The sequence below is a fragment of the Mesorhizobium sp. M1A.F.Ca.IN.020.03.2.1 genome (genome assembly GCF_004023205.1).
Classification (GTDB): domain Bacteria; phylum Pseudomonadota; class Alphaproteobacteria; order Rhizobiales; family Rhizobiaceae; genus Mesorhizobium.
The window spans coordinates 1-24810 of record NZ_RZSV01000075.1 but is presented as its reverse complement, the minus strand read 5'-3'; the positions used below and the strand labels follow the sequence as shown (position 1 = coordinate 24810).

Here is a 24810-nt window from a genome sequence, read left to right as displayed (position 1 = left end):
GATAGAACAGCGTCTTCAGCGGCTCAGCGGCCATTCACCTACCCTTGAAGGGCGCTTGAAATAGAAACGGGCGCGACCTTGCAGCGCGCCCGTTTCAATCATGCGGTCAGGCCAATCAGGCGGCGTCTTCCTCGCCTTCCGGCTTCTTCTTTTCCTGAACGATTTCCTTGCCGGTCGCCTGGTCGACGACCTTCATCGACAGGCGCACCTTGCCGCGCTCGTCGAAGCCCATCAGCTTGACCCAAACCTTGTCGCCTTCCTTGACGACGTCGGAGGTCTTGGCGACGCGCTCATTGGCGAGCTGCGAGATGTGGACGAGGCCGTCGCGCGGGCCGAAGAAGTTGACGAAGGCGCCGAAGTCGGCCGTCTTAACGACGGTACCTTCGTAGATCTCGCCGACTTCCGGCTCGGCGACGATGGTGTGGATCCACTTCTTCGCCGCCTCGATCTCCTTGGCGTTGGCCGACGCGATCTTGACCGTGCCGTCATCCTCGATGTTGATCTTGGCGCCGGTCTTCTCGACGATCTCGCGGATCACCTTGCCGCCGGAGCCGATGACGTCGCGGATCTTGTCGGTCGGGATGTGCATGACCTCGATGCGCGGCGCGAATTCGCCGAGCTCGGCGCGCGAGGAAGATATGGCATGCGCCATCTCGCCCAGGATGTGCAGCCGGCCTTCCTTGGCCTGGCCGAGCGCGATGCCCATGATCTCCTCGGTGATGCCATCGATCTTGATGTCCATCTGCAGCGAGGTGACGCCGTTGGCGGTGCCGGCGACCTTGAAGTCCATGTCGCCGAGATGGTCCTCGTCGCCAAGGATGTCGGAGAGCACCGCGAAGCGCTCGCCTTCCTTGATCAGGCCCATGGCAATGCCGGCCACGGGCTTGGCGATCGGCACGCCGGCATCCATTAGCGCCAGCGAGGTGCCGCAGACGGTCGCCATCGAGGACGAGCCGTTCGACTCGGTGATCTCCGAGACGACGCGCAGCGTGTACGGGAACTGGTCCGCCGAAGGCAGCATCGGGTGGATCGCGCGCCAGGCAAGCTTGCCGTGGCCGATCTCGCGGCGGCCCGGCGAGCCCATGCGGCCGGTTTCGCCAACCGAATAGGGCGGGAAGTTGTAGTGGAGGAGGAACTTCTCCTTGTACATGCCGGTCAGCGAATCGACGAACTGCTCATCCTCGCCGGTGCCGAGCGTGGCAATGACCAGCGCCTGAGTCTCGCCGCGGGTGAACAGCGCCGAACCATGGGTACGCGGCAGGACGCCGACTTCGGCGACGATCTTGCGCACGGTCTTCAGGTCGCGGCCGTCGATGCGCGAGCCGGTGTCCAGGATGTTCCAGCGTACGACCTTGGCCTGGAGCTCCTTGAAGACGCTTGCGATCTGCTCGGACGAATATTTCGGATCCTCGCCTTCGGCCGGCGTGAACGCGGCCTTGACCTTCGCCTTGACGGCGTCGACGGCCGCGTAGCGGGACTGCTTCTCGATGATCTTGTAGGCGTCGCGAAGCTCGTCGCCGACAACCTTCAGCATCTCGCCTTCGAGCTGCGAATGGTCCGGCGCGGTGAAGTCGCGCGGATCCTTGGCGGCGACCTCGGCCAGCTTGATGATGGCGTCGATCACCGGCTGGAAGCTTTTGTGACCGAACACGACGGCGCCGAGCATGAGCTCCTCGCTGAGCTCCTTGGCCTCGGATTCGACCATCAGCACGGCGTCGGCGGTGCCGGCGACGACGAGGTCGAGCTTCGATTCCTCCATCTCGTCGATATGCGGATTGAGCACATACTCGCCGTTGATGTAGCCGACGCGGGCGCCGCCGATCGGGCCCATGAAGGGCACGCCGGACAGCGTGAGCGCGGCCGAGGTAGCGACGATCGACAGGATGTCCGGATCGTTCTCGAGATCGTGCTGGACGACGGTGACGACGATCTGGGTGTCGTTCTTGTAGCCGTCAGCAAACAGCGGGCGGATCGGGCGGTCGATCAGGCGGGAAACCAGCGTTTCCTTCTCGCTCGGACGGCCCTCGCGCTTGAAGTAGCCGCCCGGAATTTTGCCGGCGGCATAGGTCTTTTCCTGGTAATTGACGGTGAGCGGGAAGAAATCGAGGCCGGGCTTCGGCTCCTTCATCGAAACGACGGTGGCGAGAACCACGGTCTCGCCGTAGGTGGCGAGCACCGCGCCGTCAGCCTGGCGAGCGATCTTGCCGGTTTCCAGGATGAGCGGACGGCCGCCCCATTCGATTTCCACTTTGTGTTGATTGAACATATCTTGTCCTTCATGTGCGGAAAGGGCCGCGCCGTCTCAACGGTCGCGGAGCATCCCTTCCCTGGCTTCCTTCGGGCAGCCACGGGCAAGACAACGGGAAGCTCGACAGGTGGCGATTGCCGAGCGAGCATCCTGCAATCCTGCCCCATGACCGTCCATGGGCGGTTCCGAACGGCCCTTTGCGCTTCCGGAACCGGGTCTGGCCGACCGGTCGGCCGGCCTTTTGCGCACGACGCCGGAAACCCCTGTTTCCGAGACGCGCCATGCGCGAATGCGAATTTCGAGAGCGCGGCGCGCTCCACTCCAGCATCGGGCACCGGAGCGACCGGTCCGCCAATGCGCGACCGGCGGGCTCTCCGCAGAGAGCCCGCCGGTCAATTCGTCAGCGACGGAGACCGAGCTTGTCGATCAGCGTCTGATAGCGCGTGTCATCCTTGCGCTTGAGGTAATCAAGCAGGCTGCGGCGCTGGGAAACGAGAGCAAGCAAACCACGGCGGGAATGGTTATCCTTCTTGTGGTCCTTGAAGTGCTCCGTCAGGTTCTTGATGCGCTCGGAAAGGATGGCAACCTGGACTTCCGGGGACCCGGTATCGCCCTTCGCGGTCGCGAATTCGGCCATCAGTTCTTTTTTGCGATCGGCAGTAATCGACATCGTGTTTTTCCTTATCTGTTCGAGGAAACGGGACGCCCTCAGCCGGGATGTCGTCCAGCAGGGGCCGGTGCAAGCAGCGCGTCAGGGCGCGAAGCTGCCGCGCATATAGTGCAATTTCCCGCAAAACACCAGACTAATTGTCAAGCCGGCTTGTCGCATGTCCTGCCGCAAAAACAGAGGGTTCTGCTGCTACAGCCACTTCTTCCATTTGAAGAAGGCGACGAGCCCGACAGCAACGACCAGCATGAACAAAAGTGCCGCCGGGTAGCCGTAGTAGGCCTTGAGCTCCGGCATGTTCCAGGGCGAGCTATCCGGGTCGAAGTTCATGCCCCAGACACCGACGAGGAAGGTGAGCGGCATGAAGATCACCGAGACGATGGTCAGATAGGAGATGACGTCGTTGGTGCGTGCCTGGGTCAGCGACAGATGCATTTCGATCAAGCCGGTCAGCATGTCGCGCTGGGTCTCGACCAGTTCGATCAGCCGCAGCGCATGGTCGAGCGTATCGTTGAAGAATATCTTGGTCTCGGCCTGCACGAAGGGCACGTCGTTGCGGATCAGCGTCGCCAGCGCGTCGCGCATCGGCCACAGAACGCCCTTCAGCACATTGGCGTCGCGCCGCAATTCGTGCAACTGCCGCATCTGGTGCTTGTGGGGCGTGTTGAGCATCTGGTCTTCGATGCCGTCGACCAATTCGCTCACCGTCTCGATCGGCGGGAAATAGCTGTCGACGATGGCGTCGATCAGCGCATAGGCGAGATAGTCGGCGCCGCGCGAGCGCAGCCGGTTGGGCATGGGCGCCGCGATGCGCTTGCGCACTGGATCGAACGGGTCGCCCTCGCGCTCCTGAAAGGTGACGACGAAATTCTCGCCGAAGAACACCGCGATCTGCTCGTAGCGATGCGCGGCGACATCGTCGATCATGCGCATGACGACGAAGGCGTGGTCCTCGAAGAAATCCACCTTCGGCCGCTGGCCGGTGTTGACGACATCCTCGAGCGCCAGCGGATGAAGGTCGAAAATCCGGCCGATCTCTTCGATCAGCGGGATGTTCGCGAGCCCCGTGCAATCAAGCCAGACGACCGGCCAGCGGTCGCAATGGGTGTTGAGCTCGTCGATGCTGGCATTGTCGATGGTTTTGTATTTCTCCGGCGAGATCAACGTCAGCCGAAGCTCGCTGCGCCGCGCCGCCGGATCGGCGATCAAGGTGCCGGGCGAAGCGCCGACCGGCGGCCGGCGGATTTTCAGCGGCGCCCGCTTTCCGACGGTCTCAGCCATTGCCACAATCCTCTGGGCCATAATCCTCTGGGCCATGATTCCTCTGGGCCATGATTCCTCTGGGCCATGAGCTCCCCTGGGGCGCGACGTCATAGCAGATCGCTGCTCTAACCGTCGGTTTTCATGCAATTCCGACGAGAACCGTTACACGTTTTCCTGGAACTGCGAGCCGAAACTAGCCGAGTGCCGTCAACCGGCAAAGACCCGCTTGGGCTTGAACATGCCCTGTTCGATGGCGCCGATGGCGACGAGCTTGCCGCGCGCCGTGGCACAGGCCTCCTCGGCCTCGACCGGCGCGTCGCGCCCTCGAATGATGACGGGATTGCCGAGGCGGATCTTGGTCGCGGCGTCATCGCTGACGGCGACCTGCGGCAGGCAGTCAAGCGCTGCGGCGGTCTCGACCAGCAGCGCATCAAGGGCGCCGAAATCGACCGGCACCTCGGCTTCTTCGTCCGAATTCTCATCCGTCTTGCCGCCGAAGCGCGCCGCTTCGAGCTCGGCGACGGTGACGAAATCGTCCGCCGTGAACGGCTCGACCTCGACGCGGCGCAACTCGGAGATGTGGCCGAAGCAGCCCAAATCGCGACCCATGTCGCGCGCCAGCGAGCGCACATAGGTGCCCTTGCCGCACTCGACCTCGAAGACGGTTCTATCGACACCATGCTCGACGATGTCCAAACGGCCGATTTCGATCTCGCGGGCGGGAATGTCGACCGTCCCGCCGTCGCGGGCAAGATCGTAGGCGCGCTCGCCGGCAATCTTGACGGCAGAAAATTGCGGCGGCGTCTGCATGATGACGCCGGTGTATTTCGGCAGCAGCGCCCGCACCTCGGCCTCGGCCGGGCGGCGGTCCGAGCTGTTCGTCACCGGCCCTTCGAGGTCGTCCGTCGACCGCTCCTCGCCCCAGGCGACGGTGAAGCGGTAGACCTTGGCGCCATCCTGCACGTAAGGCACGGTCTTGGTCGCCTCGCCGAGCGCGATCGGCAGCATGCCGGAAGCCAACGGGTCGAGCGTGCCGGCATGGCCGGCCTTCTCCGCTTGGAACAGCCATTTGATCTTGGAGACGGCTTCGGTCGAGCCCATGCCGACCGGCTTGTCCAGCACCACCCAGCCGGAGACCGGCCGGCCCTTCTTCTTGCCGCGGCGCGCCACCTATTCCTCGTCCTTGTCGTTGTTTTTATTCTGGTGGTCGAGATCGCGCGCGACCTCGGGCGATTTCAGCAATTCGTTGATCCTGGCGAAATTGTCGAAAGACGTATCGAGCCGGAAGCGAAACTCGGGCATGTACTTCATCTGCCTGAGCGCGCCCGAGACGCGGCCGCGAATGAACTTCGCATGTCTGTTGAGCGCCCCGACCACGGCGTCGGCGTCGCCGGCCCCAAGCGGCGAGATGAAAGCAGTGGCGATCTTGAGGTCGGGCGACATGCGTACTTCCGAGACCGAGACGACGCTGTTCTCGATCACCGGGTCGACGATTTCGCCGCGCTGCAGGGTCTCGGATAGGGCGTGACGCACCTGCTCGCCGACGCGCAGCATGCGCTGGGACGGGCCTGATGTTGTCGAACGGGACATTTTTCTTCAGTCCTGAAATCGTGAAGCGCGGGATGGGACCGCGCCACATGTCTCAACTACGAAACAAGGATCTCGGGCGGCAGCCTTGCGGCCGCCGCCCGGTGAATTACGGCAAGTATATCCGAAATTAGAGCGTCCGGCTCACCATCTCGACGCGGAAGCACTCGATGACGTCGCCGACGCGCATGTCCTCGTAGTTCTGGAAGGCCATGCCGCATTCCTGACCGCCCGGCACTTCCGAAACCTCGTCCTTGAAGCGCTTCAGCGTCTTCAGCGTGCCTTCGTGGACGACGACGTTGTCGCGGATCAGGCGCACGCCCGCGCCACGCTCGACCTTGCCTTCGGTGACGCGGCAGCCGGCGATCTTGCCGACCTTCGAGATGTCGAAGATCTCGAGGATCTCGGCATTGCCGATGAAGGTCTCGCGCCGCTCGGGCGAGAGCATGCCGGAAAGAGCTGCCTTCACGTCATCGACGAGGTTGTAGATGATCGAATAGTAGCGGATCTCGATGCCGGCAGCGGCAGCAGCCGTGCGCGCCTGCGCATTGGCGCGGACGTTGAAGCCGATGATCGCAGCGCCCGAGGTCTCGGCAAGCGAGACGTCGGTCTCGGTGATGCCGCCGGCGCCCGAATGAACGATCCGTACCCTGACCTCGTCGTTGCCGAGCTTTTCGAGCGCAGCGTTGATCGCTTCGATCGAGCCCTGCACGTCGCCCTTGATGACCAGCGGAAACTCCTTCAGCCCGCTCGCTTGCAACTGCGACATCATCTGCTCGAGCGAGCCGCGCTGGCCGGCATGCTTGGCCACCGCCTTCTCGCGCGCCAGGCGCTGGCGATACTCGGTGATCTCACGCGCACGCGCCTCGTTGTTGACGACCGCGAAGCGGTCGCCTGCCTGCGGCGTGCCCTGGAGGCCGAGCACCTCGACCGGCATTGCCGGCGGCGCTTCCGGCACATGCTCGCCGCGATCGTTGACCAGCGCGCGGACACGGCCCCATTCGTTGCCGGCGACGATGATGTCGCCGGGCATCAGCGTGCCGGTCTGCACCAGCACGGTGGCGACCGGACCGCGGCCCTTGTCCAGCTGCGCCTCGATGACCGCGCCTTCGGCGGTGCGGTCGGGATTGGCCTTGAGGTCGAGGACTTCGGCTTGCAGCAGAATCGCTTCCAGCAGCTTGTCGAGATTGGTGCCCTTGGTCGCCGAAACCTCGACGTCCAGCACCTCACCGCCCATCGATTCCACGAACACTTCGTGGCGCAGCAGTTCAGTGCGCACCTTCTGCGGGTCGGCGTCGCGCTTGTCGATCTTGTTGATCGCCACGATGATCGGCACGCCGGCCGCCTTGGCGTGATTGATCGATTCGATCGTCTGCGGCATGACGCTGTCGTCGGCCGCCACCACCAGCACGGCGATGTCGGTCACCTGGGCGCCGCGAGCGCGCATCGCCGTGAAGGCGGCGTGGCCGGGCGTGTCGATGAAGGTGATCTTCTGACCGTTCTTCTCGATCTGGTAGGCGCCGATATGCTGGGTGATGCCGCCGGCCTCGCCGGAGACGACATTGGCGTTGCGGATGGCGTCGAGCAGCGAGGTCTTGCCGTGGTCGACATGGCCCATGATGGTCACCACGGGCGGACGCGACACCAGGTCTTCCGGACGGTCGGCGATGTTGAACAGGCCTTCCTCGATGTCGGACTCGGCGACGCGGCGGACCGTATGGCCGAATTCGGAAGCGACCAGCTCGGCCGTATCGGCGTCGATGACGTCGCCCGGCTTCAAGATCTGGCCCTGCTTCATGAAGAACTTGACCACGTCCACGGCGCGCTCGGACATGCGCTGCGCCAGTTCCTGGATGGTGATGGTTTCGGGCAGGATCACTTCGCGCATGACTTTCTCGCGCGGCTCGTTGTGCATCGCGCGCTTGAATTTTTCCTGGCGGCGGCGCATCGACGACAGCGAGCGGCCGCGCGCATCTTCATCCGACAGCGCGGTGTTCAGCGTCAGCTTGCCGCGGCGACGGTCTTCCTCGCCCTTGGTCGGCTTGGCCGGCCGCGCGACTTCCGGCGTGACCAGACGGCGCACAGGCGCTCCGGCGCCGGCACCACCAGGGCGCCGCGGCTTGACCTCCTCTTCCTCATCGGCCGTGGCCAGTTCGGCGGCTTGCGGGGCGCGGCGGCGCGCTTCTTCCTCGGCGCGGCGGCGGGACTCGGCCTCGGTTTGCAGACGTGCCTCTTCCTCGGCCTGACGGCGGGCGGACTCCTCACGCTCGCGCTTGCGGCGCTCTTCCTCCTCGGCGCGGCGCTTGGCCTCTTCCTGGGCGCGCTGACGATCCTCGATCTCACGCGCCTTGGAGCCTTCGAGCGCCCTGCGGCGCGCTTCCATCTCGCCGCGCGACAATTCGTTCAGCACCATGCCGGAGCGTTCCGGCTGCGGCGGCGCCTTCGGCGCTTCCTGCACGGCAGGCGCGGGTGCCGCGGCTGCGGGCTTCGGGGTGAAGACGGACGGCGCCACCGGCTCCGGCTTGTCGCCGGGCAGCGAGAACTTGCGCTTCTTGGTCTCGACCACGACCGACTTGGTGCGTCCGTGCGAGAAATTCTGGCGCACGGTGCCCTGCTCGAGGCCAGGGCGCTTCAGCGTCAAGGTCTTCTTCGGCGTAACGCTCAACGTCTTGTCGTCGCCCGATTTCGTATCGCTCATTCCATATCCTCTGCGGCATCATCATCGTCAGCAACGGCCGCAAGCATTGCCAAATCGTCCGGGGTTCCGCCCCGATAACGGTCGAGCGCAACCATGCGCTTCTCAACCGCCTTACCCGCATCCTGCGCGAGGACGGCAGCATGTATCACATTTGTACCCCCCAATGCCAAGCTCAACTCGGCTTCGGGGAAAAGTTTGTAGGCCGGTGTAGCGGGGCCGCCGAGATGAACGGTTGCCCGCCGCGCCTGACTGATCTTGCGCACGCCGTCGTCCGAGGCTTCCCTCGCGTGCAGCACGAAGAGCGCCTGCCCGTCGCGCACGGCAGCCTCTACCTTGGCGGCGCCCAGTACGACCGCTCCGGCCTTGCGAGCAAGACCCAACATGCCCAGGGCGGATCTGGAAAGCAGCCCGTCGACCATGTCGCCGAGTTCGGCTGGAACGGTGACCTGCGCCTTGAAAGCGCGGGCAAACAGGTTCTTCGCCGCTGCCTTGTCGATATGTAGGCGATCGGCGGTGACCCAGCAACCGCGGCCGGGCAGATTTCGCTTGATGTCCGGAACGACGGCCGAATCCGGGCCGACGACGAAGCGGATCAGTTCATCCGCTTCGGCCTGCCTGCGCGTGACGATGCAAGTGCGATCGTTCATGTCGTCCACGGGTTTTGCGATTGGTGGTCACCTCACGCACCGACGGTTTCACCGGGCGCTTCCTCAGCGGCCAGTTCTTCCTCGGAAATCCAGCCGGCCTTCTTGCGAGCGGTCAGCACCATCTGCTCCGCATCGGCGCGCGAGACGCCGTGATCGGCGAGCACACCGGGATAGACCTTGGTCTCGCCGTCCTTGCGTTCCTTCCAGCCGATCAGGTCGTCGGCGGCATAGCCGGCGAAGTCCTCGATCGTCTTCACGCCGTCCTCGCCGAGGGTCACCATCATGGCCGTGGTGATGCCGGGGATCTCGCGCAGCTCGTCCTCGACGCCGAGCGCCTTGCGCTTCTCGTCGTGCTCGGCCTCGATCTTCTCCAGATATTCGCGGGCGCGCGACTGGATTTCCGAAGCGGTGTCCTCGTCGAAGCCGTCGATCGAGGAGATTTCGCCAGAATCGACATAGGCGACTTCCTCGACGCTGGTGAAGCCTTCCGAGGCAAGCACCTGGCCGACCATCTCGTCGACATCGAGGGCTTCCATGAAGAGGGCCGAACGCTCGACGAATTCCTTCTGGCGGCGCTCGCTCTCTTCCTGCTCGGTCAGGATGTCGATGTCCCAGCCGGTGAGCTGCGAGGCAAGACGCACGTTCTGGCCGCGGCGGCCGATGGCCAGCGACAGCTGGTCGTCCGGCACGACCACCTCGATGCGCTCCGCATCCTCGTCGAGCACCACCTTGGCGACTTCGGCCGGCTGCAGCGCATTGACGATGAAGGAAGCGGCCGAAGGCGACCACGGAATGATATCGATCTTCTCGCCCTGCAATTCGCCGACCACCGCCTGGACGCGGCTGCCGCGCATGCCGACGCAGGCGCCGACCGGATCGATGGAGGAATCCCGCGAGATGACGGCGATCTTGGCGCGCGAGCCCGGATCGCGGGCGACCGACTTGATCTCGATGATGCCGTCGTAGATCTCCGGCACTTCCATGGTGAAGAGCTTGGCCATGAACTGCGGATGCGTGCGCGACAGGAAGATTTGCGGGCCACGCTGCTCGCGGCGCACGTCGTAGACATAGGCGCGGACGCGGTCGCCATATTTGTAGTTCTCGCGCGGGATCAGCTCGTCGCGCCGGATGATCGCCTCGCCGCGGCCGAGGTCGACGATGACGTTGCCATATTCGACGCGTTTGACGGTGCCGTTGACGATCTCGCCGATGCGGTCCTTGTACTCGTCATACTGACGATCGCGCTCGGCCTCGCGCACCTTCTGGACGATGACCTGCTTGGCCGACTGCGCGGCGATGCGGCCGAAATCCATCGGCGGCAGCTGTTCGGCGATGAAGTCGCCGAGCTGGGCGTCGGGATTGCGCTCGCGCGCCGTGGAAAGGGCGATCTGCGTCGCGTAATCCTCGACCTTCTCGACCACTTCCATCAGCCGCTGCAGCTTCATCTCGCCCGTATTGGGATTGATGTCGGCACGGATATTGGTTTCCTGCCCATAACGCGAACGCGCCGCCTTCTGGATCGCATCGGCCATCGCGGCGATGACGATCTGCTTATCGATCGACTTTTCACGCGCGACCGCATCGGCGATCTGCAGCAGTTCGAGCCTGTTGGCGCTTACAACCATTGTCTTTCTCCCGACTTCGCTCCGGGCATCGGCCCTGAAGCTCGATCAACTTTCCTGTTCGGTTTCGCTTTCTTCGCCGGCGACTGCATCTTCTTCCGCTTCGCCTCGGCGTTTTTTTGCTTCCTTGCGGGCCCTGTTGTCCTTCGACAGGGCCTCGCGAATAAGATCGTCGGTCAGCACCAGACGCGCCTCGGCAATCGCGTCATAGGGCACGCGCACCGTCGGCTCTTCGCCATAGGCCGCCTTGTCGCGCTCCAGCAAGATGCCGTCGGAGTCCGCCTCGGCGATCTTGCCTTTGAAGCGCTTGCGGTCGCCAATGAGGACCGACGTCTCCATCTTGACCAGATGGCCGGTCCAGGTGGTGAAATCCGATTTGCGCACCAGCGGCCGGTCGATGCCCGGCGACGAGACTTCGAGATGATACGCCTTTTCGATCGGATCTTCGACATCGAGCGCGGGCGAAACCGCGCGGCTGACCTCTTCGCAATCCTCGACGGTCATGGTGCCGTCGTCGCGCTCAGCCATGATTTGCAGCGTCAGCCCGTTCTGGCCGGTCAGTTGAACCCGCACGAGGCGGAAGCCGATGGCCTTCAGCACCGGCTGTATGATCAGCGCAATGCGCGCATCGATACCGCTTTCGCGGATGATGCGGTCGTCGGTCTCGCTTGCCGCTGCGGTCATAAGTTTCCTGTCGCCTTGTCGCTCCGGCCGGCAGGTAACAAAAAAGAGCGGGACCGGGTGGACCCACTCTTCGTCATACCGACCAAGAATTTGAGGCTGATATAAACGATCCCGCCCGGCGTTTCAAGCCTGACGATGCATCGGAAGCCCCGACGGTAGCAGCGTTGCGTGCCGAGCATGGCAGCCATGCGCCGGCGCCTCTGTAACCTTCGCCTGCCGACAACCATCTATGTTGCGGTGCAGAAAGAAAGGTCGGGCGCACTGGCGCGCGAAGGTATTTGTCATGGACCGTGGATTGTTTTTTGTGATTGGCGATTTTCTTGGCACGTTCGGCAGCGCGGCTGCCGCATCGCGGGCCGTCGAGGCGAACCGCAAGCCGCGCCGCAGCGACCTGAAGAAACTCGGCATCGACCCGGCCGCTTTCGACAAGCTCGGCCGCTTTTAGGCCGCCCACGGAAGAAACGGACAATAGCTGAGTTCGAGCTTAAGCCTCGAGGCGCAGAATTCGTTGGCGGTCGCGGCTTCTTCGAGAGGCAGCCCTCGCCCCTACTTCTGGGCTTCTACGAGCGACGCAGCGATTGCAGCAATCGAACGGAACAAGACAAGCGGATCGTCCTTCGTCGGCAGAAATCCCCGTCTTTGCCAGAATTGCGCCGCCTCCCCGTCGATTGCATTGACCATGAGCGCACGTCCTCCAATCAGATCTGCAGCCTGAACGCAGCGCTGGAGCGCGTGCTTCAGCAAGCCAGTGCCGACACCGCGCCCAGCCCATTCTGTATCGGTCGCAAGCTGGCCAAGGAGAAGACAGGGCACCGGATCGGGCGGTTGCCCTGTGCGAATCGACCGGGGCAAGATCGACGGCACCACAGCCGTCGGCGCCAAGGCATAATATCCGACCACTCGGCCGGCCTCGTGGACAACGAGAACGGCCGTGAAGCCTTTCTCCTGATTGGAGAGCGCGCGCGTTTTCAGCCAGTGATCAAGTGTAGGTTTCCCGCAGGAAAACCCGGAAACGTCGTGAGCTGCGCCAAGCGGTTCGGGAGCCGATAAGGCCACGGCCTAGCGCTTTGCTGCGTAACCGGCTTCCCAGGGCGCGGGCCGCTTTGCCAATTCCACCATGTCGGGAACCGGAGCGACCGGGGCTGACAGAACCTCGATAAACTCCGCGAAGCCTTCCGGGCTCATGCGGATAAGGCGGCTGTCCATCAACACATCTTCGGCCGCGCGCACGGCAGCATCGCGCACGAAATCCGTGCGGGACCGGCCGCGGAGAGCGGCGGCACGATCAATGATCGCCACGTCCGCCTCCGGCAGGCGCATCGAGATTGGGTATTCCTTACGTTCCAGCGTGGCGGCCATAGTTAATCTCCCTGCCGTTAATATGGCAGCATGTAGCGCGAATAATATGGCAGCATGTAGCTCGAACTGCAATACATGAATCATCCCAGGCCGGCCGCAAGCCGGGTTCTCTGCGACCGGAAGACCGCTTTGGCAAGCGGTCCCCCCCGCTGCTGAGCGGCTGGTTACCGGTCCCTGGGAAGTTAGTGCTCGTCCGGCCTACTTCCGGATAAAGGTCAGATAGGCGGGCCGCCTTCCCGCGCGAAGGGCCTTTGCCTCGTAGCGGGTGCCGGGCCAGCCCTCATAGGGCGTGTGCCAGTCGGCAGCCTCGTTTGCCTGCCAGGCGAAACCGCCATTGGCGCGGCAGGCGAGCAGCGTCCAGTTCACATAGCTGTCGATATCGGAGGCGAAGCGGAATCTCCCGCCCGGCTTCAGCACCCGGGCCAACCGGTCGAGATTGGCGGGGCTGACAAAGCGCCGCTTCCAGTGCTTCTTCTTCGGCCACGGATCGGGATAGAGCAGGTCGATGCCGTCGAGCGAGGCTGGCGGCAGCCAGTCGAGCAGACGCGTGGCGTCGTCGTCATAGACTCTCAGATTGGCGAGCGGGCGCTTGTCGAGCGCCGTCATCATCTTGGCCATGCCGTTGACGAAGGGCTCGACGCCGATGAAACCGGTCGCCGGAGCCTCCGTCGCGCGATGCAGAAGATGTTCGCCGCCGCCGAAGCCGATCTCGAGCCGACAGGCTGAAACCTGCGCCTTGAACAGCGTTCCAAGGTCCGCGGGTGCCTCCGCCGTCAGGTCGAGGCGATAGGCGCGCAAGCCACGTTCAAGCGCCTCGGCCTGCTGCGGACGAATGGTCTTGCCGTGCCGGCGGCCGAAAAATCCTTCGGTCGCGCGGCTTGGCCTGTCGGTTGGCTCCATGAACAGGTCTGGCGACGCCGTCAGGCGGCAATCGCATCGGCAACCGCGTCCTTGAGCGCCTTGGCAAGGTCCGTCTTCTCCCAGGAGAAGGAACCGTCCCGGCCGGCCTTGCGGCCGAAATGGCCATAGGACGAGGTTTTCGCGTAGATCGGCTTGTTGAGGTCGAGATGACGGCGGATGCCGGAAGGCGAGAGGTCCATCACCTTGCGCAGCGCCTCCTCGAGCCTGGCCTCGTCGACCCTGCCGGTGCCGTGCAGGTCAACATAGACCGACAGGGGCTGGGCGACGCCGATGGCGTAGGAAAGCTGGATGGTGCAGCGGTCGGCGAGCTTGGCCGCTACCACGTTCTTGGCGAGATAGCGCGCCGCATAAGCAGCCGAACGGTCGACCTTGGTGGTATCCTTGCCGGAGAAGGCGCCGCCGCCATGGGGCGCCGCACCGCCATAGGTATCGACGATGATCTTGCGGCCGGTGAGGCCGGCATCGCCGTCGGGCCCGCCGATCACGAACTTGCCGGTCGGGTTGATGTACCAGTTGCAGTCGTCGGCGACCTTGAGTTCGCCAAGCGCCTCGCGGACGTAAGGCTCGACGACATTGCGGACCTTCTTCGAATCCCAGCTCGAGTCGAGGTGCTGGGTGGAAAGCACGATCTGCGTCACTTCCGCCGCCTTGCCGTTGGCATAGCGCACGGTGACCTGGCTCTTGGCGTCCGGGCCGAGCTTGGCGGCCTCGCCGTTGCCTTCGTGGCGCGCGGCGGCAAGCAATTCGAGGATCTTGTGGCTGTAGTAGATCGGCGCCGGCATCAGGTCCGGCGTCTCGCGGCAAGCATAGCCGAACATGATGCCCTGGTCGCCCGCGCCTTCCTCGCCCTGGCGGTCGGCGGCATTGTCGACGCCCTGGCCAATGTCCGGCGACTGGCCGTGCAGCAGCACCTCGATCTTGGCCGTCCTCCAATGGAAGCCGGCTTGCTCGTAGCCGATCTCACGGATGGCCTTGCGGGCGACCGATTTGAACTTGGTCGGATTGACGACCGGGTGGCCCGCCGCATCCTTGAGGATGTTGCCTGCCTTGTCCTTCTTCAGCAGCGTCTCGGGAACCCTGACCTCGCCGGCGATGACGACGCGGTTGGTGGTGGCCAGCGTCTCGCAGGCAACGCGCACCTTCCACGGGTCCATGCCCGTCTTCCTGGCCTCGCGATAGACGAGATCGACGATCTCGTCGGAGATACGGTCACAGACTTTGTCGGGATGGCCTTCGGAGACGGATTCCGAGGTGAAGAGATAGTTCTGCCGCGTCACGGGTGTCCCCTCTTGAAAAGGATCGGCAAGGCTGCCGATTTTGGCGCGCCACGTGTTAGCGGTGCCGGGCGCCGCTCGTCAAGCGGCGCGACAGATCTGGCATGACTATCGGCACAATCAACTTGTGCCACCGGCGGCAGGGCACCGCCGGCGACATGAGCCTGGATTCACTCGGCGTCGTCCGGCGAAAGGGACTTCACAAGATCGATAATCCGGCGCCGCACCTTGACGTCGGGAATCTTGACGAAGGCACGATTGAGCTGAAGCCCTTCCGGGCTGCCGCAGAATTCGATCGCGAAAGTCATCGAGGCATCCTCGGCAAATCCCCGATTGCCGGCGACGGCCTCCTGCCCGGGGGCGTCCTCGAAGAAGAAGGCGACAGGGACGCTCAGGATGGAGGCGATTGCCTGCAGGCGGCTGGCGCCGACCCTGTTGGTCCCCTTTTCGTACTTCTGTATCTGCTGAAACGTGATGCCGAGATTTTCACCCAGCTTTTCCTGGCTCATTCCAAGCATATTGCGACGCAGCCGAATACGACTGCCGACATGAATGTCGATCGGATTCGGCTTCTTCTTGTTCTCTTCTGTCATTTTTTCCTCGCCGAATTTTTCCGGCTTTTTCTATTTTTGCCGCCCAAACGAAACCGGAGCCACCTGCCCCAACAGACCCCTCCAACCGACTTCGAGAAAATTTTAGGCGTTACAGTATGAGTTTCTAATGTGCCGACTGTCAATTCACCCGTAGCCGCTGCCTTACATTCAATGTGAGGGCCGCGAGGGCAAACAGCAACATGATCAGCAATCCGTTAATTCGCCGCTGATCGGCGGTTAGCAGGGCGCGCCCGGAAACCGGCACATGGGCGTCGATGGCGCCGCGCGCATCGACCGCCAGGGCATCGACGATGCGCCCACGCGAATCGACAACGGCGGAGATGCCGTTGTTGGCCGCACGCAACAAAGGCACTCCATTCTCCACCGCACGAATCTGCGCCTGCCTGAAGTGCTGGTAGGGGCCTGGCGTGTCGCCAAACCAGGCGTCGTTGGTGACGTTCACAATAAGCTCGGATGACGCTGCATCGATGGCAACGAGGTCAGGAAAGATGACCTCGTAACAGATGAACGGAACGGCGCGCAGGCCGTTCGGCACCGCGATCGGATGGCGTTCATTGCCGGCGGCGAAATTCATCGGTCCGGCAACGAGCTGACCTATGCCGAAACGCTCGAACAGGCCGGCAAAAGGCAGATATTCGCCGAACGGCACCAGATGCACCTTGTCGACAGCATCGACGATCTCGCCCTTGTCGTTGATCGCCACCACGGAGTTGTAATAACGGCTGCCGGCATTGCCTGCGCCACCCTCCTCGCGCACCACGCCGGCAATCAGCATCTGGCCGTCGCCCAGCATATCCCCCAAGGCCGTCAGCGCGTCCGGACGCTCCGTGAACAGGAACGGCACGGACGTTTCCGGCCACAGGATCAGTTGCGGCTTGGCATGGCCTTGCTCCGGTGCCTTCGCCGAAATCCCCATCAGCGTGGCGAAGATGCGGTCGCGCACCGAGGCATCCCATTTCTCGGTGAGGTCGACGGCGGGCTGAACGATGCGCACGTCGATCGAGCGGGTGGCCGGCGGGGCTGGGACGGCAAGCCTGAAATACCCGAAGCCGACGTGAGCGGCAACGAGAGCGACGAACAAGGCCAAGCCCAGCCTGAGATGCCGGCGCTTGTCGCGGCGCGCCGGCAGGGAAAAGACAAAAACGGCGAGCGCGTTCATGCCGATCATGCCCGTCACCGACACGCTTTGCATCAGGAGGGGCACCGGCATTGCGGCATAGCCGACGGCATTCCAGGGAAAGCCGGTGAACAGGAAATCGCGCAGCCATTCCGCAAGGCCGAAGCCGAAGGCAAGTGCGGCGATGCGGCCGATATCACTGCTCCAGCAAAGCCGCGCCACGAGCGTCGCAAAACCATAGAAGAAGGCGAGCCCAAAGGGGATGCCGACGACGGCGAAGGGCAGCGCCCAGGCGAAGCTGTCGGCCTCGACAAGAAGGGCCTGGCCGATCCACCAGAGGCCGGCGAGGAAATAGCCGAAGCCGAACCACCACCCGATGGCGAAAGCCGGGCGAAGGCGACGCAGCCAGCCGTCGGAGGCTTCACCGGTGGCGCCGTCGAGCAGCCAGACAAGCACCGGAAACGAGACGAAACAGACGGCGAAGAAATCGTAAGGCGCCTGGGCGAGAACCGCGAGCGCTCCCGCGACAAACGCTACCAGCGACCGCCGCCACCCCCACAGCAGAATTATCCGGCCGGCAAAGCGCTGCATTCAACTTTCCAAGTCGCGCGAATCAGGCAGCCAGAGATTTAACAGGCCGAGCCGGATGCTCCAAACACGAGTAAGCGCAACAAATTCACGGTCGCGCTAACGGTGCCACCCTTCAATGCTGAGGCCGCTCAGTCGCTCGGCCTCCTCTTTGGGCACAATGCGCACGGTCTGTGTGAAGGTCCAGACATGGCCTTCTGGATCGCGGGCTCGATATTGCCGTTCGCCGTAGAAACGATCGATGGGCTCCTCAACGATTTCTGCCCCCGCGGCGCGCGCTTTCTCGCAATGGGCGCCGAGGTCTTCCCTCAATCGGATATAAACCGACTGCGTGTTCTTGCCGCCGACAGAGGCGGGGCTGGCAATATGCGCGGCCCATTCGCCATCGACGATGATATAGCCGTCGCCGAACCGCATTTCGGCATGAACAAGTCGCCCGTCGCTGTCGCTCGCCAGCATGCTCGGCTCGAAGCCGAACGCCGCCTGAAGCCAGGCCAAAGCCGCGCGGGGATATTGATAGAAGACGCCGGAGCCGAGGACAGCGTGCTTGAACGGGTCGTCGATCGGCATGAGCGAATATCAGGCCTGCTCCGTGCGCGCCGCGCGGCGGCGCTGCCGTTCGCCCTTCGGGCTCTGCACGATGCGCACCCGCTTGACGCGGCGCGGATCGGCGTCGAGCACGTGGAATTCGAAGCCCGGTATGGCCTGCACCACTTCGCCACGGGCCGGAACCCGGCCGAGCGTGTTGAAGATCATGCCGCCGATGGTGTCGACATATTCACCGTGCTCGCCCGCGGCGAAATCCTCGCCGATCATCTTGGCGACGTCGTCGATCTCGGCCTTGCCGTCGACCACGAACACGCCCTCTCCGATCCGGGTGATCATCGGCTCGTCGTCGTCGTGCTCGTCCTCGATGTCGCCGACCACCATCTCGACGATGTCCTCGAGCGAGGCGAGGCCGTCGGTGCCGCCATATTCGTCGATGACCAGCGCCATCTGGGTCCGCGTCGTCTGCATGCGCCCCATCAGGTCGGAAGCAAGCATCGATGGCGGCACGAACAGCACCGGACGGATCAGGTCGAGATCGCCGATGGTGCGGGCGAGATCGACCTGGGCCAGATCGAGGATGGTCGGCGCCTGGGCCTTCCTGTTCGCCCGGCCCTTCTTGACGCGGGCGACCTTGGTGATGTGGGCGAGAACGTCGCGTATGTGGACCATGCCGCGCGGATCGTCGAGCGTTTCGGAATAGACCGGCATGCGGGAATGACCGGACTGTTCGAAGAGGCCAAGCAGATCGCCAAGCGAGGTGGTGATCTCGACCGCCTCGATATCGGCACGCGGCACCATGACGTCCTCGACGCGCACTTCGCGCAGCCGCAGGATGTTGTTGAGCATCGCACGTTCGCCGGGCGAGAAGGATTCGGCATCGGTGGCCGTCTCGGCCAGCGCGTCGGCGATCTCCTCGCGCAGGTTGGTGCCGTTGCGGTGCCTGAACAGGCCTAGCACGCGATCGAAGAGAGAAGGACCGGCATGCGGAGGCTCGGCGGCCACGCTGCCGGTCGGAATACTCGGACTGGAGCCCTCTTCCGATTTTTCGGAAGGCTTGGCCGCACTGCCGGCGTCCGGACGGGCGGCAGTTTCTGGTTTGTCGTTCATCGCCATCAGGTCAATTGGTCTTTTTTGTTACGCGTAGGGATCGGGAATGGCAAGCCTCGCAAGCGCCGCGCGCTCGATCGCTTCCATCTCCTCGGCCTCGGCGTCGGTCTCGTGATCATGGCCCAGAAGATGCAGCAGGCCATGGATGACGAGATGGGTGATATGGTTCGCCAGCGGCTTGTCTTCCAGTGCGGCCTCACGCGCAACCGTCTCGGAAGCAAGCACGATGTCGCCCAGCATCGGCGGCAACTCGGCGCCCTTCGGGACGGAAAAAGCCGGGAAAGACAGTACGTTGGTCGGCTTGTCCTTGCCGCGCCATTCGGCGTTGAGAGTGCGGATATGGGCGTCGTCGGAAAAAACGACGCTGAGCTCCGATGCGCCGCTCGCACCGGTTTCGGCAAAGGCGGCAGCGACGGCATGATCGACCAGGTGCGCCAGCTCGGCCTCAGGAGGCCAGTCGCCGGCCTCGACGAAAATATCGATGTCGACCGGCGTCTTGCCGCTGGATCCCGGATTTTCAGCCATGGGGCTTGGATCAGCTCTCGGCGCCGAGGCCCCTGGCGAACTTGCCGTCCCGGTCATAGGCCTTGACGATCTCGGCAACCAGCGGATGGCGCACGACATCGCCCTCGTTGAAGCGGACCGTGACTATGCCCGGCACGCCGTCGAGGATGCGCAGCGCCTCGACCAGGCCCGACTTGGTGTTGGGCGGCAGGTCGATCTGGGTCGGATCGCCGGTGACGATCATGCGCGAGTTCTCGCCGAGACGGGTGAGGAACATCTTCATCTGCATCGGCGTGGTGTTCTGCGCCTCGTCGAGGATCACCGCGGCATGCGCCAGCGTGCGGCCGCGCATGAAGGCTAACGGTGCGATCTCGATGACCTCGGCGGCGATCGCCCGCTCGACCTTGTCGGCCGGCATCATGTCGTAGAGCGCGTCGTAGAGCGGCCGCAGATAGGGGTCGACCTTCTCCTTCATGTCGCCGGGCAGGAAGCCGAGCCGCTCGCCGGCCTCGACCGCCGGGCGCGACAGCACGATGCGCTCGACCATGCCGCGCTCGAGCAGCATCGCCGCATGGGCCACCGCCAGATAGGTCTTGCCGGTGCCGGCCGGGCCGATGCCGAAGACCATTTCGGAGCGCTCCAGCGCGCGCATATAGGCGTCCTGGTTGAGCGAACGGGCATAGATCGTGCGCTTGCGCGTGGCGATCTGGGCGGCCGAAACCTTGCCCTTGCGCTCCATGGTGGGCAGCGTCAGCTGGTCGTCGGCGGCGATCGCCATGCGCACGGCGCCGTCGACGTCGGACTGGCCGATATCGACACCCTTCTGCAGAATGCCGTAGAGCGTGTCGAGCGCGCGGCGCGCCTGCTCGGCGGCCGAAGCCGTGCCCTTGATCGCAAGCTGGTTACCCCGCGAACGGATGTCAACGCCGAGCTTCTGCTCGAGACGGGCCAGATTCTCGTCGAACTGGCCGTATAGGGCGCTGGCAAGCTTGTTGTTGTCGAAGGTCAGTACGATGTGCGCCATGTCGGAGGCCCCGGATGCCTGGTTCTGGGGCGGATTCTTCAGTTCAGCAGCGCTCAACCGTCTCTCCTCATCTGCCGAGGCTTGTGGCTATGCATGTCGTTGACCCGAGCACTTTTTGGGCGACATGCATCAGGCCAACTCGGCGAACAGGCTGTTGGGACCTGTCTTCGTGATTCGTACGTCGATAATGTCACCGATTCCGCCGGCCTTGTCGTCAACAATAACAGGCTGCAGCCAGGGCGAGCGGCCGACGATCTGACCGGCATGGCGGCCGGGCTTCTCGATCAGCGTGCTGACGGTGCTGCCGACCAGGCTGGCGATGAATGCCTTCTGCTGCTCGTTGACCAGCGCCTGCAGGCGCTGCAGCCGCTCGTCCTTCACGGCTTCCGACACATGGCCGTCCATCTCGGCGCCCGGCGTGCCGGGACGCGGCGAATATTTGAACGTGAAGGCCGAAGCGTAATTCACCTCGCGCACCAGTTCGAGCGTTGCCTCGAAATCCGCTTCCGTCTCGCCGGGGAAGCCGACGATGAAGTCGCCGGACATGGCGATATCGCCGCGGGCGGCGCGGATGCGATCGATGAGGGCCAGATAATCGCGTGCCGTATGCCTGCGGTTCATCGCCTTCAGTATCCGGTCGGAGCCAGACTGCACTGGTAAATGCAGATAGGGCATCAAGGCCGGCAGGTCACGGTGCGCGGCGATCAATTCATCATCCATGTCGCGCGGATGGCTGGTGGTGTAGCGCAGCCGCGCCAGGCCGGGAATTTTCGCCAGGCGGAAGAGCAGGCGGCCGAGGCCCCATTCCTCGCTGTTTTCGCCCTCGCCGTGCCAGGCGTTGACGTTCTGACCGAGCAGCGTCACCTCGCGCACGCCAGCCTCGGCGAGGCGCTCGGCCTCGGCGACGATCTGGGCCACCGGCCGCGAGACTTCGGAGCCGCGCGTATAGGGCACGACGCAGAAGGTGCAGAACTTGTCGCAGCCCTCCTGAACGGTAAGGAAAGCGGTGACGCCGCGCTTTGCCAGTTCGGCGCGCTTCGGCTGCGGCAGATGCTCGAATTTGTCCTCAATGGCGTAGTCGGTCTCGACGATCTTCTCGCCGCCGCGTACCCTCGCCAGCACGTCGGGCAGCCGGTGATAGGTCTGAGGGCCGATGACGAGATCGACGGCCGGCGCACGGCGTATGATTTCCGCCCCTTCGGCCTGCGCCACGCAGCCGGCGACGCCGATCAGCAGCTCACGGCCGGCCTCGGCGCGCTCGGCCTTCATGTCGCGGATGCGGCCAAGCTCCGAATAGACTTTTTCGGCTGCCTTCTCGCGGATGTGGCAGGTGTTGAGCAGCACCAGATCGGCGTCTTCGACGGCGTCGGTGGCGACATAGCCGTCGGCTGCCAGCGCATCGGTCATACGCTGGGAATCATAGACATTCATCTGGCAGCCATAAGTCTTGACGAAGACCTTTTTCGCCGCCCCGGCATGCACCGGCTCGCGCTCAGGCGCGGTGCCGATGTCGTGACTTTCAATCGTGTTCAATTCCATCGGGCGGCTTCTAGCGCCTTTCCGCGACAAAAAACAGCCGATTCCGGCAGGCTACGGCGCCGCGCGTCCGTTTTTCAAGCTATGCGCTGACGACTGGGACGCGGCTCGGCGAGCGCAGCTTGCATCATCTCGCGCACTCTCGCTTCCATCAATCTTGCCGTTTCCTTGCGGTTAGAACCCTTGGAGAAGGGCACCGGATCACCGAAATGCACTTCGGCATCGAGCGAGCCCTCGGCAAGCAAGCCCTTCAAATGCGGCATCAGATCCTGGTCGCCGATCCAGGCGGCGATCGGCCGGTGACGGCGGCCCATCGGCACGCCATGCAGGCGCGTATAAGCGATCGCCACCGGCTGGATGAAGACCTGGTCCGCCGCCCCTTCCGAAATCGCCATCGAGGCAGCGCCGAACAAGGTGCTCTTGAACGGCAGCACCAGATTGCCGTCGCCGGTCGAACCCTCGGCGAACAGCACCATGGCATCGCCCTTGGCCATGCGTCTGGCGATCTCGCTCGCCTGGTCGCCGGAGGTGCGCCTGCGCTCGCGCTCGATGAAGACGGTGCGCTGCAGCTTGGACAGCATGCCGATCATCGGCCAGCCTTCCATGTCGGCCCTGGCGATGAACTTCACATCGACAAAGGAGCCGAGCACCATGATGTCGGTCCAGGAGATGTGGTTGGCCGCGATGAGCAAGGGGCGCTGCTTCGAGAGCGCGCCTTTGACGTGCACGCGCATGCCCAGCGCCTTGAGGATCATGCTGTGCCAGATTTTGAGGACGACCGTCTCCGGCCAAAGCCTCGTCTTCATCGACAGGAGCTGCAGCGGCGCCAGCACCAGCGTGCCGGCGGCGACGAGGCCGAACGCCACGAAAATCCGCAATTTCTTGATCATTCGCTCCGGCCCTATCCCACGGTCTGGCTAGCGAAGATCGCGGCGCATGACAAGCGCGCCGGTCGGGCCGTGCTCGGTCGACCGGTAGTAGTTCGGACGCTGGCCGACCTGACGGAAGCCCAGCCGGCGATAGAGCGCGATGGCCGGCGTATTGGTCTCGTCGACCTCGAGGAACAGCGCCTCGGCGCGCTGCGCATGCAATTCGCGCAGCACCGCATCGATCAATTGCCAGCCAAGCCCCTGGCACCGATGGGCGCGAGCCACCGCGACCGTAAGGATCTCGCCCTCGCCTGCCGCGAGCCGCGCCAGCACGAAACCGACCGGCGGCTTCGCACCCTGCCCGGTCTCGCGCGCGGCGTAACCGAACACGGTGTCCTGTTCGAGCAGTGCCGCGAACTCGCCATCGGTCCAGGGGCGAACGAAATCCTCGCGATGCAGCACCGCAACGGCGGCGCTGTCGGCCACCGTCAGCGGCTCCAGCGCATAATCCCTGCGGCGCGGCTGAAAGAAAGGGATGCGCATCAGGATTTTTTTCCCTTTGGTGCATGATCTTCTCCAGAACCCGGCTTCCCGGATTCATGGCTCCGCCTTGGCAGAATGAAACCGGCCTGCGGCTTGGCGTCGGCGCCACGCAGATAGAGCGGCTTCGGCTTTGCGCCTGGCCCTTTCGCGGCGGCCAGTCGGGCATAGGTCGCTATGTCGGCTGTGGCAATGGCCGGCCCGGTGTCGAAACCATGTCCGCTCGCCGCGATCAGCGGCGCGGCGGTGCCGGTGAGGACCGCTTTCGCATCGACTGCCATTCCGGTCGCTTGGGAAAGCGTGGCCACCGTTGGTCCGTAAGTCAGAACTAACGCTTCATCGAAAAGCGCCGCATGGAGTTCCTCGCGGCCGGCGTCGAGCGCCGCCAGCACGGCACGGCCGGGAAAGGCATTCGCGGCTTCCGCCGCCAACGCTTCCAGCGTCGTCACGCCGATAGCCGGGATTTTCAGCGCCAGGGCCAAGCCGCGCGCGGTCGAGACGCCGACGCGCAGGCCGGTGAAGGAACCGGGGCCGATCGAGACGGCTACAGCGTCCAAGCCTTGATAGCCGATCCCGCTGGCCTTCAATGCCGCCTCGATGACGGCCATCAGATGCTCGGCATGCCCTTTGCCGAGGTCGAGCACCTGGCGGCCAAGCTCGATGCCAGCGTCAGCGTCGTGTACGCAGGCGGCGCAGAGATTGGCGGCGCAGTCGATGGCGAGCAGCTTCATAGGGCCGGTTAACCAACTGGATCAAAACACATTCCCTGTGCCCGGCATGGCCCGCCGCCGCAAGGGCCACGCCGCATAAATGTTATGCGGCTTGGCTTTAGCGCGACATCAGGAAGCTGGCCTTGACAGCGATCAGCCCGCAGCCGCGATGCGCAGCATGTGGTTGTCCGAGACATAGTCAGGTTCGGCGCGCGACCCGCCCGCACCGCCGACGATCTCGCCAGCGCCGGTCGTTGCCATGAAGTCGGCGCCGTCCGGCGCGAGACCGCAAACTTCGACCAGCGACTTCGTTGCGACAACACGTCCGCTGGCGGCATCGATGACGGCCAGCGAATTACCCTCCGGCGAGGTCACGGCGACGGTGCCGGCATCGGGATTGGCGGCAACCGAGCCGATATAGTTGCGGAAGCCCGACAGCACGTCCTGCGGCATTTCCAAAAGCTGGAGCTCCTTGCCGCGCGCGGCGCGGCCGACCAGCGCCGGCCGGTCGATCGCCGGCCCGCGATATTGGCAGCCGAACCAGACGGTGCCCGCCTGGTCGCGGTCCATGTGACGGATCGACAGCTGATGCAGCGCCGGCGGCAATTCGTGCTTTTCGATCAGGTCGCCAGTGATGCGGTCGACCAGCGCGTAGGACGGCTTCATCGTTGCGATGTTGAGC

25 protein-coding genes are annotated in these 24810 nt (G+C 64.0%); 1 reads left to right on the top strand and 24 read right to left on the bottom strand.

Annotated elements, in window-relative coordinates; all coding sequences use genetic code 11:
* Window positions 1–115: 115 nt before the first annotated feature.
* The 9 genes from pnp to rimP all read right to left on the bottom strand — a co-directional run bounded on the left by pnp (window position 116) and on the right by rimP (window position 11416).
* Complete coding sequence (gene pnp, locus EOA79_RS14555; protein WP_095824224.1) at window positions 116–2266, bottom strand: polyribonucleotide nucleotidyltransferase; 2151 nt, start codon at window positions 2264–2266, stop codon at window positions 116–118.
* Between the two features lie 382 nt (window positions 2267–2648).
* Window positions 2649–2960, bottom strand: coding sequence for a 30S ribosomal protein S15 (gene rpsO / locus EOA79_RS14550; RefSeq protein WP_275955123.1), 312 nt, complete (start codon window positions 2958–2960; stop codon window positions 2649–2651).
* Between the two features lie 147 nt (window positions 2961–3107).
* Window positions 3108–4202: a magnesium/cobalt transporter CorA gene (gene corA / locus EOA79_RS14545; RefSeq protein ID WP_095824402.1), complete on the bottom strand. Its 1095-nt coding sequence runs from the start codon at window positions 4200–4202 to the stop codon at window positions 3108–3110.
* 183 nt (window positions 4203–4385) lie between these two features.
* Window positions 4386–5348, bottom strand: a complete 963-nt coding sequence (truB, locus tag EOA79_RS14540; RefSeq protein WP_095824225.1) for a tRNA pseudouridine(55) synthase TruB — start codon at window positions 5346–5348, stop codon at window positions 4386–4388.
* The gene (gene rbfA / locus EOA79_RS14535) at window positions 5349–5768 is read right to left on the bottom strand and encodes a 30S ribosome-binding factor RbfA (protein ID WP_095824226.1); all 420 of its coding nucleotides are present in this window, start codon (window positions 5766–5768) and stop codon (window positions 5349–5351) included.
* Between the two features lie 127 nt (window positions 5769–5895).
* On the bottom strand, window positions 5896–8463 hold the full coding sequence (infB, locus tag EOA79_RS14530; protein WP_095824227.1) for a translation initiation factor IF-2: 2568 nt from the start codon (window positions 8461–8463) through the stop codon (window positions 5896–5898).
* Complete coding sequence (locus EOA79_RS14525) at window positions 8460–9110, bottom strand: RNA-binding protein (protein WP_095777502.1); 651 nt, start codon at window positions 9108–9110, stop codon at window positions 8460–8462. The genes infB and EOA79_RS14525 overlap by 4 nt, the downstream gene beginning before the upstream one ends.
* Before the next feature lie 32 nt (window positions 9111–9142).
* A complete protein-coding gene (nusA, locus tag EOA79_RS14520; RefSeq protein ID WP_095799325.1) occupies window positions 9143–10735 on the bottom strand; it encodes a transcription termination factor NusA in 1593 nt (530 codons plus the stop codon).
* A gap of 45 nt (window positions 10736–10780) precedes the next feature.
* Window positions 10781–11416 (bottom strand): ribosome maturation factor RimP, encoded by a 636-nt coding sequence (rimP, locus tag EOA79_RS14515; protein ID WP_095824229.1) that lies wholly within the window; start codon window positions 11414–11416, stop codon window positions 10781–10783.
* Window positions 11417–11720: 304 nt separating this feature from the next.
* On the opposite strand from rimP, the gene EOA79_RS32780 reads away from it, so the two are divergent.
* Window positions 11721–11861, top strand: a complete 141-nt coding sequence (locus EOA79_RS32780; protein WP_164748291.1) for a hypothetical protein — start codon at window positions 11721–11723, stop codon at window positions 11859–11861.
* Between the two features lie 101 nt (window positions 11862–11962).
* Here the strand turns inward: EOA79_RS32780 and EOA79_RS14510 are convergent, their stop codons facing one another.
* The 15 genes from EOA79_RS14510 to EOA79_RS14440 all read right to left on the bottom strand — a co-directional run.
* Window positions 11963–12472, bottom strand: a complete 510-nt coding sequence (locus EOA79_RS14510; protein WP_095824230.1) for a GNAT family N-acetyltransferase — start codon at window positions 12470–12472, stop codon at window positions 11963–11965.
* 3 nt (window positions 12473–12475) lie between these two features.
* A complete protein-coding gene (locus tag EOA79_RS14505) occupies window positions 12476–12775 on the bottom strand; it encodes a DUF1778 domain-containing protein (RefSeq protein ID WP_095824231.1) in 300 nt (99 codons plus the stop codon).
* Window positions 12776–12973: 198 nt separating this feature from the next.
* On the bottom strand, window positions 12974–13675 hold the full coding sequence (locus tag EOA79_RS14500) for a tRNA (guanosine(46)-N(7))-methyltransferase TrmB (protein ID WP_095824232.1): 702 nt from the start codon (window positions 13673–13675) through the stop codon (window positions 12974–12976).
* Between the two features lie 20 nt (window positions 13676–13695).
* Entirely contained in the window at window positions 13696–14973 is a 1278-nt protein-coding gene (gene metK / locus EOA79_RS14495) for a methionine adenosyltransferase (protein WP_066996328.1), read from the bottom strand.
* 167 nt (window positions 14974–15140) lie between these two features.
* Window positions 15141–15563: a helix-turn-helix transcriptional regulator gene (locus EOA79_RS14490; protein WP_066996325.1), complete on the bottom strand. Its 423-nt coding sequence runs from the start codon at window positions 15561–15563 to the stop codon at window positions 15141–15143.
* Window positions 15564–15702: 139 nt separating this feature from the next.
* The gene (gene lnt / locus EOA79_RS14485; protein WP_128293074.1) at window positions 15703–17292 is read right to left on the bottom strand and encodes an apolipoprotein N-acyltransferase; all 1590 of its coding nucleotides are present in this window, start codon (window positions 17290–17292) and stop codon (window positions 15703–15705) included.
* Window positions 17293–17388: 96 nt separating this feature from the next.
* Entirely contained in the window at window positions 17389–17859 is a 471-nt protein-coding gene (locus tag EOA79_RS14480) for a VOC family protein (RefSeq protein ID WP_095824233.1), read from the bottom strand.
* A 9-nt stretch (window positions 17860–17868) separates the two neighbouring features.
* A complete protein-coding gene (locus EOA79_RS14475; protein WP_095824403.1) occupies window positions 17869–18945 on the bottom strand; it encodes a hemolysin family protein in 1077 nt (358 codons plus the stop codon).
* 27 nt (window positions 18946–18972) lie between these two features.
* Entirely contained in the window at window positions 18973–19470 is a 498-nt protein-coding gene (gene ybeY, locus EOA79_RS14470; RefSeq protein WP_095824234.1) for an rRNA maturation RNase YbeY, read from the bottom strand.
* Window positions 19471–19480: 10 nt separating this feature from the next.
* Entirely contained in the window at window positions 19481–20473 is a 993-nt protein-coding gene (locus EOA79_RS14465) for a PhoH family protein (protein WP_245299624.1), read from the bottom strand.
* A 129-nt stretch (window positions 20474–20602) separates the two neighbouring features.
* On the bottom strand, window positions 20603–22012 hold the full coding sequence (gene miaB / locus EOA79_RS14460) for a tRNA (N6-isopentenyl adenosine(37)-C2)-methylthiotransferase MiaB (RefSeq protein WP_095824235.1): 1410 nt from the start codon (window positions 22010–22012) through the stop codon (window positions 20603–20605).
* Window positions 22013–22086: 74 nt separating this feature from the next.
* Window positions 22087–22899 (bottom strand): lysophospholipid acyltransferase family protein, encoded by an 813-nt coding sequence (locus EOA79_RS14455; RefSeq protein ID WP_095824236.1) that lies wholly within the window; start codon window positions 22897–22899, stop codon window positions 22087–22089.
* A 27-nt stretch (window positions 22900–22926) separates the two neighbouring features.
* Window positions 22927–23421, bottom strand: coding sequence for an N-acetyltransferase (locus EOA79_RS14450; RefSeq protein ID WP_095824237.1), 495 nt, complete (start codon window positions 23419–23421; stop codon window positions 22927–22929).
* Complete coding sequence (tsaB, locus tag EOA79_RS14445) at window positions 23421–24149, bottom strand: tRNA (adenosine(37)-N6)-threonylcarbamoyltransferase complex dimerization subunit type 1 TsaB (protein WP_095824238.1); 729 nt, start codon at window positions 24147–24149, stop codon at window positions 23421–23423. The genes EOA79_RS14450 and tsaB overlap by 1 nt, the downstream gene beginning before the upstream one ends.
* 132 nt (window positions 24150–24281) lie before the next feature.
* Window positions 24282–24810, bottom strand: a 529-nt coding sequence (locus EOA79_RS14440; RefSeq protein WP_128293072.1) for a DUF1513 domain-containing protein, incomplete at its 5' end; no start/stop codon positions are given.